13 protein-coding genes and 1 tRNA gene are annotated in these 14,985 nt (G+C 57.0%); 8 read left to right on the top strand and 6 right to left on the bottom strand.

The genetic code is table 11. From position 1 onward, the window contains the following. Window positions 1-39: 39 nt before the first annotated feature. From BV390_RS16460 to BV390_RS16445, 4 genes are all read right to left on the bottom strand, one after another. A tRNA-Pro gene (locus tag BV390_RS16460) sits at window positions 40-116 on the bottom strand. Window positions 117-206: 90 nt separating this feature from the next. Beyond that, the gene (gene eptB, locus BV390_RS16455; protein WP_032690322.1) at window positions 207-1,898 is read right to left on the bottom strand and encodes a kdo(2)-lipid A phosphoethanolamine 7''-transferase; all 1,692 of its coding nucleotides are present in this window, start codon (window positions 1,896-1,898) and stop codon (window positions 207-209) included. 363 nt (window positions 1,899-2,261) lie between these two features. After that, window positions 2,262-3,464 carry an L-lactate MFS transporter gene (locus BV390_RS16450; RefSeq protein WP_032696974.1) on the bottom strand — a complete coding sequence of 401 codons (1,203 nt, stop codon included), beginning with the start codon at window positions 3,462-3,464 and terminating at the stop codon, window positions 2,262-2,264. Between the two features lie 239 nt (window positions 3,465-3,703). Continuing rightward, window positions 3,704-4,348 carry an autotransporter outer membrane beta-barrel domain-containing protein gene (locus tag BV390_RS16445; RefSeq protein ID WP_085397118.1) on the bottom strand — a complete coding sequence of 215 codons (645 nt, stop codon included), beginning with the start codon at window positions 4,346-4,348 and terminating at the stop codon, window positions 3,704-3,706. Between the two features lie 228 nt (window positions 4,349-4,576). On the opposite strand from BV390_RS16445, the gene tag reads away from it, so the two are divergent. Further along, window positions 4,577-5,158 carry a DNA-3-methyladenine glycosylase I gene (gene tag / locus BV390_RS16440; RefSeq protein WP_032690319.1) on the top strand — a complete coding sequence of 194 codons (582 nt, stop codon included), beginning with the start codon at window positions 4,577-4,579 and terminating at the stop codon, window positions 5,156-5,158. Next, window positions 5,136-5,576, top strand: a complete 441-nt coding sequence (locus BV390_RS16435; RefSeq protein ID WP_032698579.1) for an N-acetyltransferase — start codon at window positions 5,136-5,138, stop codon at window positions 5,574-5,576. Before tag ends, BV390_RS16435 begins: the two co-directional genes overlap by 23 nt. Here BV390_RS16435 and BV390_RS16430 read toward each other — a convergent pair. Then, on the bottom strand, window positions 5,545-7,875 hold the full coding sequence (locus BV390_RS16430; RefSeq protein ID WP_085397117.1) for a molybdopterin guanine dinucleotide-containing S/N-oxide reductase: 2,331 nt from the start codon (window positions 7,873-7,875) through the stop codon (window positions 5,545-5,547). The genes BV390_RS16435 and BV390_RS16430 overlap by 32 nt on opposite strands. Before the next feature lie 168 nt (window positions 7,876-8,043). On the opposite strand from BV390_RS16430, the gene BV390_RS16425 reads away from it, so the two are divergent. From BV390_RS16425 to ghrB, 6 genes are all read left to right on the top strand, one after another. Further along, a complete protein-coding gene (locus tag BV390_RS16425) occupies window positions 8,044-8,706 on the top strand; it encodes an OmpA family lipoprotein (protein ID WP_032696977.1) in 663 nt (220 codons plus the stop codon). 123 nt (window positions 8,707-8,829) lie between these two features. Next, window positions 8,830-9,846, top strand: a complete 1,017-nt coding sequence (locus BV390_RS16420; protein ID WP_085397116.1) for a LacI family DNA-binding transcriptional regulator — start codon at window positions 8,830-8,832, stop codon at window positions 9,844-9,846. A 110-nt stretch (window positions 9,847-9,956) separates the two neighbouring features. Then, on the top strand, window positions 9,957-10,706 hold the full coding sequence (locus BV390_RS16415; RefSeq protein WP_032696978.1) for a sugar phosphate isomerase/epimerase family protein: 750 nt from the start codon (window positions 9,957-9,959) through the stop codon (window positions 10,704-10,706). A gap of 3 nt (window positions 10,707-10,709) precedes the next feature. After that, entirely contained in the window at window positions 10,710-11,648 is a 939-nt protein-coding gene (locus tag BV390_RS16410) for a sugar kinase (RefSeq protein WP_032690315.1), read from the top strand. An 84-nt stretch (window positions 11,649-11,732) separates the two neighbouring features. Continuing rightward, window positions 11,733-13,013, top strand: coding sequence for an MFS transporter (locus BV390_RS16405; RefSeq protein ID WP_004868788.1), 1,281 nt, complete (start codon window positions 11,733-11,735; stop codon window positions 13,011-13,013). A gap of 24 nt (window positions 13,014-13,037) precedes the next feature. Next, window positions 13,038-14,009, top strand: coding sequence for a glyoxylate/hydroxypyruvate reductase GhrB (gene ghrB, locus BV390_RS16400; protein WP_004868790.1), 972 nt, complete (start codon window positions 13,038-13,040; stop codon window positions 14,007-14,009). Window positions 14,010-14,066: 57 nt separating this feature from the next. Here ghrB and BV390_RS16395 read toward each other — a convergent pair whose 3' ends face one another. Continuing rightward, window positions 14,067-14,777: a DUF3053 domain-containing protein gene (locus BV390_RS16395; protein WP_004868792.1), complete on the bottom strand. Its 711-nt coding sequence runs from the start codon at window positions 14,775-14,777 to the stop codon at window positions 14,067-14,069. Window positions 14,778-14,985 lie beyond the last annotated feature (208 nt).

Below are 14,985 nucleotides of genomic sequence, written 5' to 3'. Positions count from 1 at the left end.
GATGCAAAAAAGCCTGCTCATTGAGCAGGCTTTTAAATTTGGTCGGTGATAGAGGATTCGAACCTCCGACCCCTTCGTCCCGAACGAAGTGCGCTACCAGGCTGCGCCAATCACCGAATGCGGGCGCATCTTACTGCTGAGACTCACACCCGTCAATGCCTTATTTGGAAAAAATAGCTCAAGCGGCGAGAAACTCGCCACTCCCGCTATTTCGCCACGGTTTTCCCCGCATCGGCAACGCGGCACCAGTTGTTATTCTCATTAATCCCACCGTCCGGCGAGGTGTAGCCCAGACAACCCATGATGGTGTCATACAGCTCAACGTGACGACGCGGGACTTTCATCGCCGCCTGCTCTTTAAGGCGGGCAAACGAAGCAGCATGGTCCGGCGCTGCCAGATATTTATCCGACATCCACACCATCATCGGCACACGGAACTGTTCCGGCGGCGCCATCTTACGCGGCGTACCGTGCAGGTGCTCATGCTCATTGATTGACTCCCCATGATCGGCGGCATAGAACACAATCGCCTTCTTATCACGCAGTTGATCCAGCACGCTCACGATAAAGTGATCGACATAGGTCACGCTATTATCGTAAGAGTTGATCAGCTCCGCTTTCGAGCATTTGCTGTCCACGCCCACGCACTCCGGCTGCCACTGCGCGAAGCTGCGCGGGTAACGCTGGGTATAGTTAAAGTGCGACCCTTTGGTGTGCAGAATGATCAGGTGCTTACCCTGGTTATTCTTGGTCAGTGAACGCTTCACTTCATCCACCAGCAGCATATCGTCCACGCTCTTTCCGCGGTTACGCGGCTCCGCGCCAATCTGCTCGCGATAGGCAATGCTGTTCGCCATGGTATTGCTGTAGAACCACATCTCGCTCTGCATCGCATACAGGTCGCCGGTAAAGCCGAGCTGGTGCAGGACCGCAAAGACGTTTTGCTCTTTCAGCGTTCGCTGCGGGTTGTCTTCCGCCCCGCCCTCGCGCACAAACATGCAGCGCAAGGAGAGCTTGGTCGCGGTGTCGCACGAATACCCGCGGAAGGCGACCAGGTTTTTCTCCTGGGCCAGCTTTGGCGTGGTATTGCGGCCATAACCCAGGATCCCCATATGATCCCAGCGGGTGGTTTCACCGATAATGAACACCACGTAGGTATCATCCAGGCCCTGCGGCTCCACATAGGTGAATTTTTTGGCAGGGTTTATCAACGACTTGTTATCTGAGGACTCATCCACCTGCGCCCAGGCGTACAGCCCCAGCGCAGAAAGCCAGTTTGACGGCAGATACGAGTTGGCAATCACCCCGCCGTAGCTCGGCATATCGACTTCAGAGCTACGCTCCACGTCCTTCTGCCGCAGTTCGAGCAGGCGAATCGGTCCCCAGACCATTAATCCGGCAAGGGCAACGATGGCGATATTTTTTACCCGCTGGCCCGGCGTGCGAATTTGCCGCAGCAGAGTATGTTGACAGCGGTTGCTCCAGATAAGCAGCAGCGGCGGAGCGCTGACCAGCGCCAGCCACAGAATCAAATACCAGCCCACCACCTCCTGAGAGAGGTCGATATCCGTGGTCATAACCGACGCGATGATGCCGTAACCAATCACCACGTTCAGGAAGGTCATGTAATAGCTGGCGGCAGCGGAGAAAATCACCACCAGCGTAGCGAGTATTCGCCAGACGCGCCGACCCAGCAGCGACAGAACACGTAACAGGAAAAACGTCACCAGCACGGTGGCAACCAGTTCCACAATCCCGGAAAGCCCTTTCCAGAGGGTAAATTCCTGCGCATAACCATCAAGGCGACGGAAAAGCACAGCAACGTTCATAAACCAGCCGATGTACAGCGCCAGCCAAAGGCTGACTTTCTGCTGTGTCATCGTTCTAATATAATTCATGCATGAAACCTGGAAAAAGAAGAGATAAAACCACCTGACTTACGCGATATAAGCGGGCAGGTTAATAGGGTGCGTTCAGGTTGATTAACTACTCAAACCCATTCGAGATGCCTTGCGGCGACGGGCTCGTGAATCCTCTGGAGCTTACTCAAGTAAGTGACTGAGGCGAACGAGCGCAGTCAACAATAAGGCAGTTTGAAGGACGGAGAGTATAAGAAACCTCTACAAAGCGCGCTAAGTAGACCACAGAGAAAGGAAAAAGTACCAGGCGGGAGTGTGATCCAACCAAACATTTACAAAACATTTGGTTGGACAAGCACAAATAGCTCAGGAATATCGGTATGACGCCGCGAAGATGGCGTATCAGGCGTGGGCTTCGCTGTAAACTTCACCTTTCGGCTGGCGAATCGTCGTGGAAAGCGCCAGAGAGAGAATCAGCAGGGCAAAGATAACGCAGAAGGTCACGTAGAACCCACCGAACAGCGAGGCAATCAGCGAGCCGCAGATACTGCCGATACCAAAGCCCAGATAGATGACGCCGTAGTTTTTTGCCAGGTTATTCAGACCGAAAAATTCACTGACCAGCGACGGGAACACGGTAATCGTTCCGCCGAAGTTAAAGGCGACGCAGGCAATCGCGGCAAAGAAGGTTATCGCGTTCAGCGGCGCGAACAGCAGCGCAGCCATGCCGACCAGTGAAACCACCTGGCCGATAGTAATGACGCGGATACGGGAAATTTTATCCGACAGAATCCCCAGCACCAGACGTCCGCTCAGGTTGGCGATAGAGATAACGGTGACCGCATTCGCCGCCGTCGCGACATCCAGATGCACCATCCCTTGAGCGATATCTTTCGCTACGCCAATAACATACAGGCCGCTCATGCAGGCCGTCAGGAACATCACGGCGAGCATCCAGTACTGCGGTTTACGCATCGACTCGGCCAGCGTGAAGTCATTCTCCACCACGCCATTATGCGAGGCGGCGGTATGATTCGGCGCATCTTTCATTAAGGTTGCGCCGAAGACAATCATCACCAGGACAATGGCGCCCCAGATAATAAAGGTTTTCTCCAGCCCGACGGTGGCCAGCAGATGGCTATCAATAAATTTGAACCCGAGGCTACCGAGGCCATAGGAACCAATGGAAAAGGCGGAAATCAGCCCTTTACGCTCCGGGAACCACTTCACGCAGTTGGAGAGCGTCAGCAGATAGCCCGCGCCATCCGCCAGCCCCACCAACAGGCCTGCGCTCAGCCAGAGCATCATCAGGCTGTTGGCGTGAGCGGTAAGGAAAAAGCCGAGCCCCAGCAGAACACCGGACGCCATCGTGACGCGCCTGACGCCAAAGCGTTCCTGCAGTTTACCGGCGACGGAAGAGGATAGCGCCAGACCGAGGCTTAACAGACCGAAGGAGAAAGCCACCTGGCTTACCGGTTCGTCCAGTTTTGCGGAAAGGGAACTGTTGAACAAACTCCATGTATAAACCGATCCCAGCGCGAATTGTGTAACGATCGTGCCGGCCAGCGTAAGCCAGCGGGTATATTGACTGTTTGCAGCGTTCATAGCAGATATCCTGAATAATTAACTGCCGCCACAATAGCGAAGCCGCCTGAACGCCAGGGTAAAAAAGGCATGAAATGCCATCAGCAAGGAATGAAATGCATGTGAGCCGGAATGAATGACATTGAAAAAGGCAGGCGCATGACAGCAGCAGAAATAAGTTAGTGACTACTATCTTACAACAATGCGCCATTACTGTGTTTTTTAAGTAACAAGAACGTTTCACGCATGCTAAATAAAGGCTAAAAGTTAGCGCTCACTCCCATCACATAGAGATAGTTGGCTCCCGTTGGCGTATTCTCCGCCTGCGATAATGCCGCCCAGGCGGCAAGGTGTGAATTGAGAGCCATATCCGCCCCGAAGGTGACATCGCGCCAGGCGCCATCCTGCCCGCGATTAGGGCCAATCAGATCCGAAGAGAGCGGCTGGTTGTAGCTCACCTGCGCCCACGGATGGACGCCCCATAGCGCCTGATAATCCATACGCCAGCCAAGCGTATTCACATAGGGGTTGTCTGACGCGCGGCGCGCGGGGGCGGTCGATATCACCTCGCTACGCAAACTCGCCACCGGGCCGGAAGTGACGCCGTTGGCCAGCGTAAAATTCCATCCCACGCTCATCCCGCGGCTGCCATCCGGCGGCGCCACCGCCTGATTCAGCGCAATACCGGGAAGATCGCCGGACGCATTCATACGCTCCGCCAGAATATCTTCATAGCGGGGTTGGTGATCGCTATCCCACGTATAGCGTTCAGGGGTGTTACTTTTGGTATCGATAGCGATATATTCCTGTTGCCAGGCATTCGCGCCACTGATAAACGAGACCCAGACGACGGCACACGCCGGGAGCATAATCCCCCGAAGGCCATTGCATTTCTTTATTATCATTAATGCGACTCCAGAAAAGAGCCAAACCGGCATTATTGCTGTGTTTTTATGGGACGGGCTTCCCTGAATACCTTGAATAATGTGATTGGGCGAACGAATGCAGCCAATGCACATGCAACCTGAATAATGGCGGGTATATTTGAGAGTGGTATCCCTGTATTAACTATTATCTTTATCTTTCAGCCGTCAAGGCGAACGCGTAAGTTTTATTGCTAAAGGGAGAGAGACATGCAGCGTTGCGGTTGGGTAAGCCAGGACCCGCTTTATATTCAGTACCATGATAACGAGTGGGGCGTTGCGCAAAGAGATGCCCGCAAACTGTTCGAAATGATCTGCCTTGAGGGCCAGCAGGCCGGTCTGTCGTGGATTACGGTGCTGAAAAAGCGGGAAAATTACCGCCAGGCCTTTCATCAGTTCGATCCGGTCCGCGTTGCCGCCATGAATGAGACCGATATTGAACGCCTGCTCCAGGACGCCGGAATTATTCGCCATCGTGGGAAAATTCAGGCCATTATTGGCAACGCCCGCGCCTTCCTGACCATGGAAGAGAGCGGCGAATCGTTTACCGACTTTGTCTGGTCTTTCGTCGACAATCAGCCACAGATTTCCCATGCCGCCACGCTGGCGGAGATCCCCACCACCACACCGGCTTCCGACGCCCTCTCCAGGGCGCTGAAAAAGCGCGGTTTTAAGTTTGTCGGCTCCACCATTTGCTACTCCTTTATGCAGGCCTGCGGACTGGTCAACGATCATGTGACGAGCTGTTTCTGTCACCCGGGAGGCGATGATGATCCGCAAGTGGGACGCTAAAGAGACCCGCCCGCTGCTCACGCTGTGGCTGGAAAGCACGATTCATGCCCATCCCTTTATCGACGAAACATACTGGCACGAGAGTGTCGCCGTCGTACGCGATGTCTACCTGCCTGCCGCCAGCACCTGGGTGTGGGAAGAGAGCGCGACGATCAAGGGTTTTGTCAGCGTGATGGAGTCCCGCTTTATCGGTGCGCTGTTTGTCGCGCCGGATGCTATCCGCCGCGGCATCGGCAGCGCGCTGCTGAACGAGGTCAAACAGCATTACCGCTGGCTCAGTCTTGAGGTTTACCAGAAAAACGTTCAGGCGGTGAATTTCTACCATGCGCAAGGCTTCCGGATAGAAGACTGCGCATGGCAGGACGATACGCTACAGCCGACCTGGATTATGCATTGGCCGGCGGATCAAACGCCGTAAGCGTCAGCGCCGGGCCGTCATATTTTTCCAGCCACGCCAGCGCCGTATTCCCGGCGCAGCCGTTGCCCAGCCGCGAGGTCGGAATATCTTTGGTCAGAACATTCACCGCGCCGTTTTTGCAGATACCGGCCTGCGGGTCGATATCAGGCCAGGCCCCTTCGTGTAAACAGATAACCCCTGGACGAATACCTTCCGTCACCACGGCGCCGGCCAGCACCTGGCCGCGCGCGTTCCACACCCGCACGACATCGCCGTCGGCAATATTGCGCGCCTGCGCGTCCAGCGGATGAAGAGTTAATGGCTCACGACCGGCGACAGCGTACTTTTCGCGCAGCGACGTGTGGTTCAGCTGGCTGTGCAGACGATGCGCCGGATGAGCGGACAGCACCTGCAGCTGGCCAGGCCGGGCATTGCCGTGCCACTCGTCCGGTTCCAGCCACATTGGGTGCGGTGGACAGTCGGGGTAGGCAAAACCGGCAATCGTTGGAGAGTGAATTTCAATTTTGCCGCTCGCGGTTTTCAGCGGATTGGCCTGCGGATCGGCACGAAATGCCGCGAAGCGCGCAAAACGGGCATTTTCCGGGCTTTCCGGCATTTCTATCAGCTGGTTAGCCTGCCAAAACTGGTCAAATGGCGGCAGCGTCACCTGCTGGCTCGCCCCGCGTTGCGCGGCAATCTGATAGAAGGTCTCAAGCCACTGTAGATCGGTTTTCCCTTCGGTAAAACGCGCGCGCCCTCCCTCTTCCCAGCGCTCGCTGAGATCGGCAAAGACGTCAAAATCATCCCGGGCTTCATCGCGCGGCGCAACCACGCGCTTCATCGGCACCAGGTGCTGGTTACTGTAATCGCCGGTCATGGTCATATCGTGACGTTCAAACGAAGTTGTCGCCGGCAGGACAATATCGGCATGGCGGGCGGCAGCGGTCCAGAAGCACTCCGAAATGACGATAAGCTCCGGCTTCTGCCAGGCCCGAATCAAGCGGTTGGTATCCTGATGATGGGTAAAGTTCGCGCCGCCACACCACCAGACGAAGCGAATATCCGGAAAATGCCGGTCCATTCCGTTGTGTTGATACGGCGCACCGGGATTTTCCAGCGCTTCCACAATGCGCGCCACCGGTATTTTTTCGACCGCCTCGGTACCGCCCGCCACACAGCCTTGCATCGAAGCCAGTACCGCCGCCCGACGGGTCGGGTTACCGCCGTTGGCAAAGTGGTAGGAAAGGCCAAAACCGCCGCCGGGAGTACCAATCTGCCCCAGCATCGCCGCAAGTGTCACCAGCATCCAGTGTTTCTGCTCGCCAAACTGCTGGCGCTGCATCCCCCAACCGGACATCAGCATGGTGGTATTGTCATGGAATAGCGCGGCCAGTTCGCGGATCTTCTCCGCGCTAACGCCGCAGATCTCCGCCGCCCACTCTGCGGTTTTCGGCGTGCCATCGCTTTCACCGGTCAGATAGCGGGCAAAAACGTCATAGCCGCTGGTACAGCGGGCGAGAAACGCATCGTCCTGCCGGCCGTTCTCCACCAGCGTATGGGCAATGCCGAGCATCATCGCGACATCCGTACCCATATGCGGAGCGATCCATTCGCCCACCTCACCAAAGAATTCCGCCGTTTCCGATCGCATCGGATCGATACAGATCACCCGCTTCCCACTTTTGCGCAACCGATCGAACCACGGGATCCCCTGCTCATCGGAAGCGTTCCAGGCAATTTTTAGCGTATTCAGCGGGTTGGCGCTCCAGAGCACCACCACATCGCTATGTTCCAGTACCATCGGCCAACTGGTCTGCTGCTGATAAACCTCATTGCCGCCAACCACATAGGGCATGATCGCCTGCGCCGCGCCGGTGGAATAATCCCCCAGATGTCCGGTATATCCGCCTGCGAGGCTCATGTAGCGCTGCAGCAACGTCGCCGCCTTGTGGAGCACGCCGTTAGAGCGCCAGCCGTAGGAACCGGCAAAAATCGCTGCCGGGCCGTGGTTTTCCCGAATCCGCCTATGCTGTGCGTGGATAAGATCCAATGCCTCCTGCCAGCTCACCCGCACAAACTCGTCCTGGCCGCGTACGCCCTGCGGACTCTCCGGCGAAGCAAGGAAACCTTTACGTACCATTGGATAGCGGACGCGGGTTTTGCTGTGGACCTGCTCACGCACGGCGGTTTGCAAGGAGTTGGCGAAAGAGGTCTCCAGCGCACCGCGGGAAGAGAGGACATTTTCACCATCCGTTTCAACCAGCATAGGCCCCCAGTGAGCCGCGGTTAAGATGGTTTTGGTTGCAGATGAGGTTGGCAAAGCGAGCTCCTGGTCAGCGAATGCAGGTGTTGTGACGGTCTGTGATACTGACCGTTCAATGTTATTTACAAAAAGAGAGCCGGTACGGGGAATTTTCTACGTAATTGGACGTCATAATCAACCGTCACGCGCGCTGTGACAACGAATAAAAAGGATTAAGGAAATAACATGAAAAAACGCGTACTCATGATTGCGGCTGTGGTGAGCGGCACCCTGGCGATTTCTGGCTGTACCACTAACCCGTATACCGGCGAACGCGAAGCGGGGAAATCCGGCATCGGCGCCGGGATCGGTTCGCTGGTCGGCGCGGGCGTCGGCGCACTCTCCTCGTCGAAAAAAGATCGCGGCAAAGGCGCGCTGATTGGCGCAGCGGCCGGGGCGGCGCTGGGCGGCGGCATCGGTTATTACATGGATGTGCAGGAAGCAAAACTGCGCGAGAAAATGCAGGGAACGGGCGTCACCGTGACACGAAATGGCGATAACATCGTGCTGAATATGCCAAATAACGTCACCTTTGACAGCAGCAGTGCCAACCTGAAACCGGCCGGGGCAAACACCCTCACCGGCGTGGCCATGGTGCTGAAAGAGTATGAGAAAACCGCGGTTAACGTCGTAGGTTACACCGACAGCACCGGCGGTCAGGATCTGAATATGCGCCTGTCGCAGCAGCGCGCCGACAGCGTTGCCAGCGCCCTCATCACCCAGGGCGTGGCGGCAAACCGTATTCGTACCAGCGGCATGGGCCCGGCAAACCCCATCGCCAGCAACACCACGGCGGAAGGGAAAGCGCAAAACCGTCGCGTAGAAATCACCCTCAGCCCGCTCCAGTAAGTCCGGCGGTCGACCCCGACCACCGTATCCTTCGCCCGGTAAGCGCCACTTGCCGGGCAAAATGCTTGATATAGCGGATTTTCGCGCTAAGGTGTTCTCCAGATTTCAGCAAAGGAAGCCATCATGGCGAAAGCGGCGCGAGCAACCATTAGCGATGTGGCGAAAGCCGCAAAGACCGGAAAAACCAGCATTTCACGCTACCTCAATGGCGAAAAGCACCTGCTTTCCGATGACCTGCTGGCGCGCATTGAAAAAGCGATTGCCGAACTTCACTACCGTCCCAGCCTGATGGCCCGTGGCCTGAAACATGGTCGTACCCGGCTGATTGGCCTGATCATCGCCGATATCACCAACCCTTACTCGGTCAATGTCCTCAGCGGCATCGAAGCGGCCTGTCGCGAAAAGGGCTTTACTCTGCTGGTGTGTAATACCAATAACGAGCTCGACCAGGAGCTGCACTATCTCGACCTGCTGCGCAGCTACCAGGTAGAGGGGATCGTGGTCAACGCCGTTGGGATGCGCGAAGAGGGGCTGAATCGCCTGCAGCAGTCGGCGCTACCGATGGTACTCATTGACCGCAAGATTCCGGACTTCGCCTGCGATGTCGTCGGTCTGGACAACACTCAGGCCGCGACGACCGCCACAGAACATCTGGTGGAGAAAGGGTTTGAAGCCCTGCTGTTCCTGAGCGAACCGCTCGGTTCGGTCAACACCCGTCGCGAACGTCTGAGCGCGTTTCGCGCCACCCTCCAGCGCTACGCCGGCATCGTCGCAGAAAACGCTGAAGTTCCGCTGAACGACGGCGCCATGCTCGATACGGTGCTGCGTCAGTTTCACTCCCGCCATCGCGGCATGCGCAAGGCGCTGATTTCCGCCAACGGCGCCCTGACGCTACAGGTTGCGCGCGCGCTCAAGCGAATCGACCTGGTTTGGGGCAGCGACATCGGCCTGCTCGGCTTCGACGAGCTGGAGTGGGCGGAGCTGGCGGGCGTGGGTATTACCACGCTCAAACAGCCCACGTGGCAGATTGGCTATGCCGCGGTTGAGCAGGTGGTGCGCCGGATTGAAGGCACTAACGACCCCATCTGCGAGCGGGTCTTCTCCGGTGAGCTGATCGTGCGGGGATCGACCTCCCGATAGCCCTCCTTCGTGATGGTGATCATAAATTAGACATCCTCTCCTTTCCTTTGGAACCGGTACCATCTAGCGTAATAGAGTGATTTGCTACAGCGCTACCGGGAGTTTGTCAGATGGCCAGAAAAATTATTGTCGTGACCGCCGCCTATGGTCATGATTGCATTAAAGAACTTGGCGGGCAGTCCGCCGTACTGCCGTTTATCGCCGGATCCGGCGCCGACGGCGTGGAAATCCGCCGTGAGTTATTCAGCGCTGACGAGCTCAATCAGCTGCCGGCGCTGGCCGCCACCATTGAACGCCACAACCTGCTGGCCTGCTACTCTGCGCCGGAAGCCCTGTTTGAAGCGAATGGCGCCCTTAACCCGCGTCTGCCGGCGCTGTTACGCGAAGCGCAGACCCTCAACGCTCTGTGGTTAAAACTGTCGCTCGGCCATTTTACCCATAACAACGAACTGGAATCGCTGCGCCGCATCCTGCAGGAGAGCGGCATGGCGCTGGTGGTGGAAAACGACCAGACCGACTGCGGCCAGCTGGCGCCAATGCAGCGCTTTAAAGCCTCCTGTCGGGTGAACCAGCTGCCGGTTACGTTAACCTTCGATATGGGTAACTGGCTGTGGGTCGGCGATTCGCCGGAAGAGGCCGCACGTCATCTGGCCCCCGCCGTCAGCTATATCCATGTCAAAGCCGCAGAGCCGCATCATGCGCACTTTCGCGCCGTCCCGCCAGACGAAGCTCCGGCACGCTGGCTGGCGCTGCTCGACAACCTGCCTGCCGATGCCCCGCGCGGTATCGAATTTCCGCTGGTGGGCCACGATCTGACGGCCGTGACCCGTCGCTATGTGAATTTGTTACGCGAGGAGTAAGCCATGGAAAATGCATTAGATGTCATCACCATCGGAGAGGCGATGGCGATGTTTGTCGCGACGGAAACCGGCGACCTGGCCGAAGTAGAACACTTTATGAAACGGGTAGCCGGCGCAGAGCTGAATGTCGCCACCGGCCTGGCTCGCCTGGGGCTGAAAGTCGGCTGGGTTAGCCGCGTAGGCAAAGACAGCTTCGGCCGTTTTGTGCTTCATTCGCTGGCCAAAGAAGGGATTGATGCGCGCGGCGTCAGCGAAGACAGCCGCTATGCAACCGGCTTCCAGATGAAATCTAAAGTCGAAAATGGAACCGATCCCATTGTGGAGTACTTCCGCAAGGGTTCTGCCGCCAGCCATCTGTCGCCCGAGGACTTTCGCGCCGAATATTTCACCAGCGCTCGCCACCTGCACCTCAGCGGCGTGGCCGCTGCGCTGTCGGAGAGTTCATACGCCCTGCTGGAGCAGGCGGCCACTACGATGAAGGCCCAGGGGAAGACGATCTCGTTCGATCCGAATCTGCGCCCGGTGCTGTGGAAAAGCGAAGCCGAGATGGTGGAAAAACTCAATCAGCTGGCGTTTCAGGCCGACTGGGTTCTGCCGGGTCTCAAAGAAGGCATGATCCTTACCGGCCAACGGACCCCGGAGGGGATTGCCGATTTCTATCTCACGCGCGGCGTTCAGGCCGTGATCATTAAAACCGGCGGCGACGGCGCCTGGTTCAAAACCGCCGCGGGCGAACAGGGCGCAGTCGCCGCCATCAAAGTCGATAACGTCGTGGATACCGTGGGCGCCGGCGATGGTTTTGCTGTCGGCGTGATTAGCGCTCTGCTGGAGGGCAGAACGCTGCAGCAGGCGATAGGCCGCGGCAACAAAATTGGTGCGCTGGCCATTCAGGTCCAGGGCGACAGCGAAGGATTACCCACACGCGAGGCGCTGGGCGAATAGCCCGGGCCGGCGTCATAATAACGGCCTCCTCTGTACCCTACATACGGCGGCGGCGTCATGAACCTCAACTTTAGAGGCAAGCCTATGAACAGCTCTACCAATGCAACGAAACGCTGGTGGTACATCATGCCTATCGTGTTTATCACGTATAGCCTGGCGTATCTCGACCGCGCAAACTTCAGCTTTGCTTCGGCAGCGGGCATTACGGAAGATTTAGGCATTACCAAAGGCATCTCGTCGCTTCTTGGCGCACTTTTCTTCCTCGGCTATTTCTTCTTCCAGATCCCGGGGGCGATTTACGCTGAACGCCGTAGCGTACGGAAGCTGATTTTCATCTGTCTGATCCTGTGGGGCGCCTGCGCCTCGCTGACCGGGATGGTGCACAATATTCCAGCGCTGGCGGCGATCCGTTTTATTCTCGGCGTCGTGGAAGCGGCGGTCATGCCGGCGATGCTGATTTACATCAGTAACTGGTTTACCAAATCAGAACGTTCACGCGCCAACACCTTCTTAATCCTCGGCAACCCGGTCACGGTACTGTGGATGTCGGTGGTCTCCGGCTACCTGATTCAGTCCTTCGGCTGGCGTGAAATGTTTATTATTGAAGGCGTCCCGGCCGTCCTCTGGGCCTTCTGCTGGTGGGTGCTGGTCAAAGATAAACCGTCGCAGGTGAACTGGCTGTCGGAAAACGAGAAAGCCGCGCTGCAGGCGCAGCTGGAGAGCGAGCAGCAGGGTATTAAAGCCGTGCGTAACTACGGCGAAGCCTTCCGCTCACGCAACGTCATTCTGCTGTGCATGCAGTATTTTGCCTGGAGTATCGGCGTGTACGGTTTTGTGCTGTGGCTGCCGTCAATTATTCGCAGCGGCGGCGTCAATATGGGGATGGTGGAAGTCGGCTGGCTCTCTTCGGTGCCTTATCTGGCCGCGACTATTGCGATGATCGTCGTCTCCTGGGCTTCCGATAAAATGCAGAACCGTAAACTGTTCGTCTGGCCGCTGCTGCTGATTGGCGGACTGGCTTTTATTGGCTCATGGGCCGTCGGCGCTAACCATTTCTGGGCCTCTTATACCCTGCTGGTGATTGCCGGTGCGGCAATGTACGCCCCTTACGGTCCGTTTTTCGCCATCATTCCGGAAATGCTGCCGCGTAACGTCGCCGGTGGCGCAATGGCGCTCATCAACAGCATGGGGGCCCTAGGTTCATTCTTTGGTTCGTGGTTCGTGGGCTACCTGAACGGCACCACCGGCAGTCCATCAGCCTCATACATTTTCATGGGAGTGGCGCTTTTCGCCTCGGTATGGCTTACTTTAATTGTTAAGCCTGCTAACAATCAAAAGCTTCCCATCGGCGCTCGTCACGCCTGACCTTTACTACTTACGGAGATCCGCATGAAGCCGTCCGTTATTCTCTATAAAACGCTTCCCGACGACTTGCAGCAACGTCTGGAAAAACACTTTACCGTCACTCAGGTGAAAAACCTGAGCCCTGACACCGTCCAGCAGCACGCGGAAGCCTTTGCCCAGGCGGAAGGTCTGCTGGGGTCGAGCGAAAAAGTTGATGCCGCGTTACTGGAGAAAATGCCCAGGCTTCGTGCGACCTCCACGATCTCCGTCGGCTATGACAACTTCGACGTTGAGGCGCTGAATGCGCGCAAGGTACTGCTGATGCATACGCCGACCGTGCTGACTGAAACCGTTGCCGATACGGTGATGGCGCTGGTGCTCAGCACATCCCGTCGGGTGGTGGAAGTCGCCAACCGGGTGAAAGCCGGAGAGTGGACGAAAAGCATCGGCCCGGACTGGTTCGGCAGCGATGTGCACCATAAAACGCTGGGGATCGTGGGCATGGGCCGTATCGGGATGGCCCTGGCGCAGCGCGCGCACGCCGGTTTTGGCATGCCGATTCTGTATAACGCCCGCAGCCGTCACCCGCAGGCGGAAGAGCGCTTTAACGCGCGTTACTGCGATCTGGATACGCTGCTGCAGGAAGCCGACTTTGTCTGTCTGATCCTGCCGCTGACCGCCGAGACTCATCACCTGTTCAACGCGGAAAAATTCGCGAAAATGAAGCCTTCCGCCATCTTTATTAATGCGGGGCGCGGCCCGGTGGTCGATGAAAAGGCGCTGATCTCAGCCTTGCAGAAGGGCCAAATCCACGCGGCCGGTCTGGACGTTTTCGAGCAGGAGCCACTGGCGAAAGAGTCGCCGCTGCTCACTCTGCCGAACGTCGTCGCGCTGCCGCATATCGGTTCTGCCACTCATGAGACCCGCTACAATATGGCGGCTTGTGCGGTCGATAATTTGATTGATGCACTGAATGGTCAGGTCGAAAAGAACTGCGTCAATCCGCAGGTGAAGTGAAGGTAAGCTGAAGTAACCCGGGTCGAGGTCAACGCCTGACCCGGGTTGACGAACCGGTTAACGCGTTGCGTTAACTGCCGCCGTCCACGCCTGGTTGAAAGCCTGATGCTGGGCAGCCAGCGGGCCAATCAGCGCGTTGTACTGGCTGGCCTGCTGCGAGGTCGGGAACTGAATCCCGTTTGCCACGAAGCTCACCTGAGTATTTTGCTGAGCGATAAAATCACCGACCTGCACCAGTTGCTGAGTAAAGACCTGCGCGGCAGGAATCAGCGGCTGCAGGGCGTTTGCCGGTGCGGTCACGACTTTGTTGTAAACCTGGTCAAAGACCGGTTTCAGATCGTCACTCTGCTTCAGCGCGCTATGTGCGCCATCGGCCTGCATTTTCGCATTTTCCAGCTGCTGGCTCAGCACGCCCAGCGCGCCGTTTGCCTGGCGCAGCGGTTCACGCTGAGTCACATAATCCTGCGGGACGCGAATCGCATTCACGCTGTCTACGACCGGACGCAGACCCGCATCCATCGCCTGACTTACCTGCTGTGAATAGCCGTAAATCACCGCGTAATCGGAAACAAAAGGACCGAACTGTTTTTTCTGATCGGCAGTCAGCGTCGGCAGACGTTCGCCGCTACGCATTGCCGTATTTTGCAGGAAGTCGATAAACGCTTTGCGCTGATCGCCTTCTTTATCAAAACACCCACTCAGGCTAACCACCATTAATAAGGCCGCAATAGCCGCAAACCAGCGAGAGCAGGACTTTCCTGTCGCCATTTTTTTACTCCTTTCAGCCAAAAAAAGCGCACACAGACACACACGTGCCAGACGCTGACAAGGATAGTCCAGGTCGGCCTTGCAGGATACTCTTTCCTGACAATCTTACGCAGGAAAAGCACCGTTGGCGGCGTTTGACGGGCGACCGCGAGCGTCTGTTAAGCCCATCACAATTAACGCCATAACCCTGCCGAGAAAAATGACCAAT

The sequence above is a fragment of the Klebsiella sp. YJ genome (assembly GCF_002108615.1).
GTDB classification, from domain to species: Bacteria; Pseudomonadota; Gammaproteobacteria; order Enterobacterales; family Enterobacteriaceae; genus Klebsiella; species Klebsiella planticola.
Note: the sequence above shows the minus strand (reverse complement) of the source record. Positions and strands in the feature narration are given on the sequence as shown.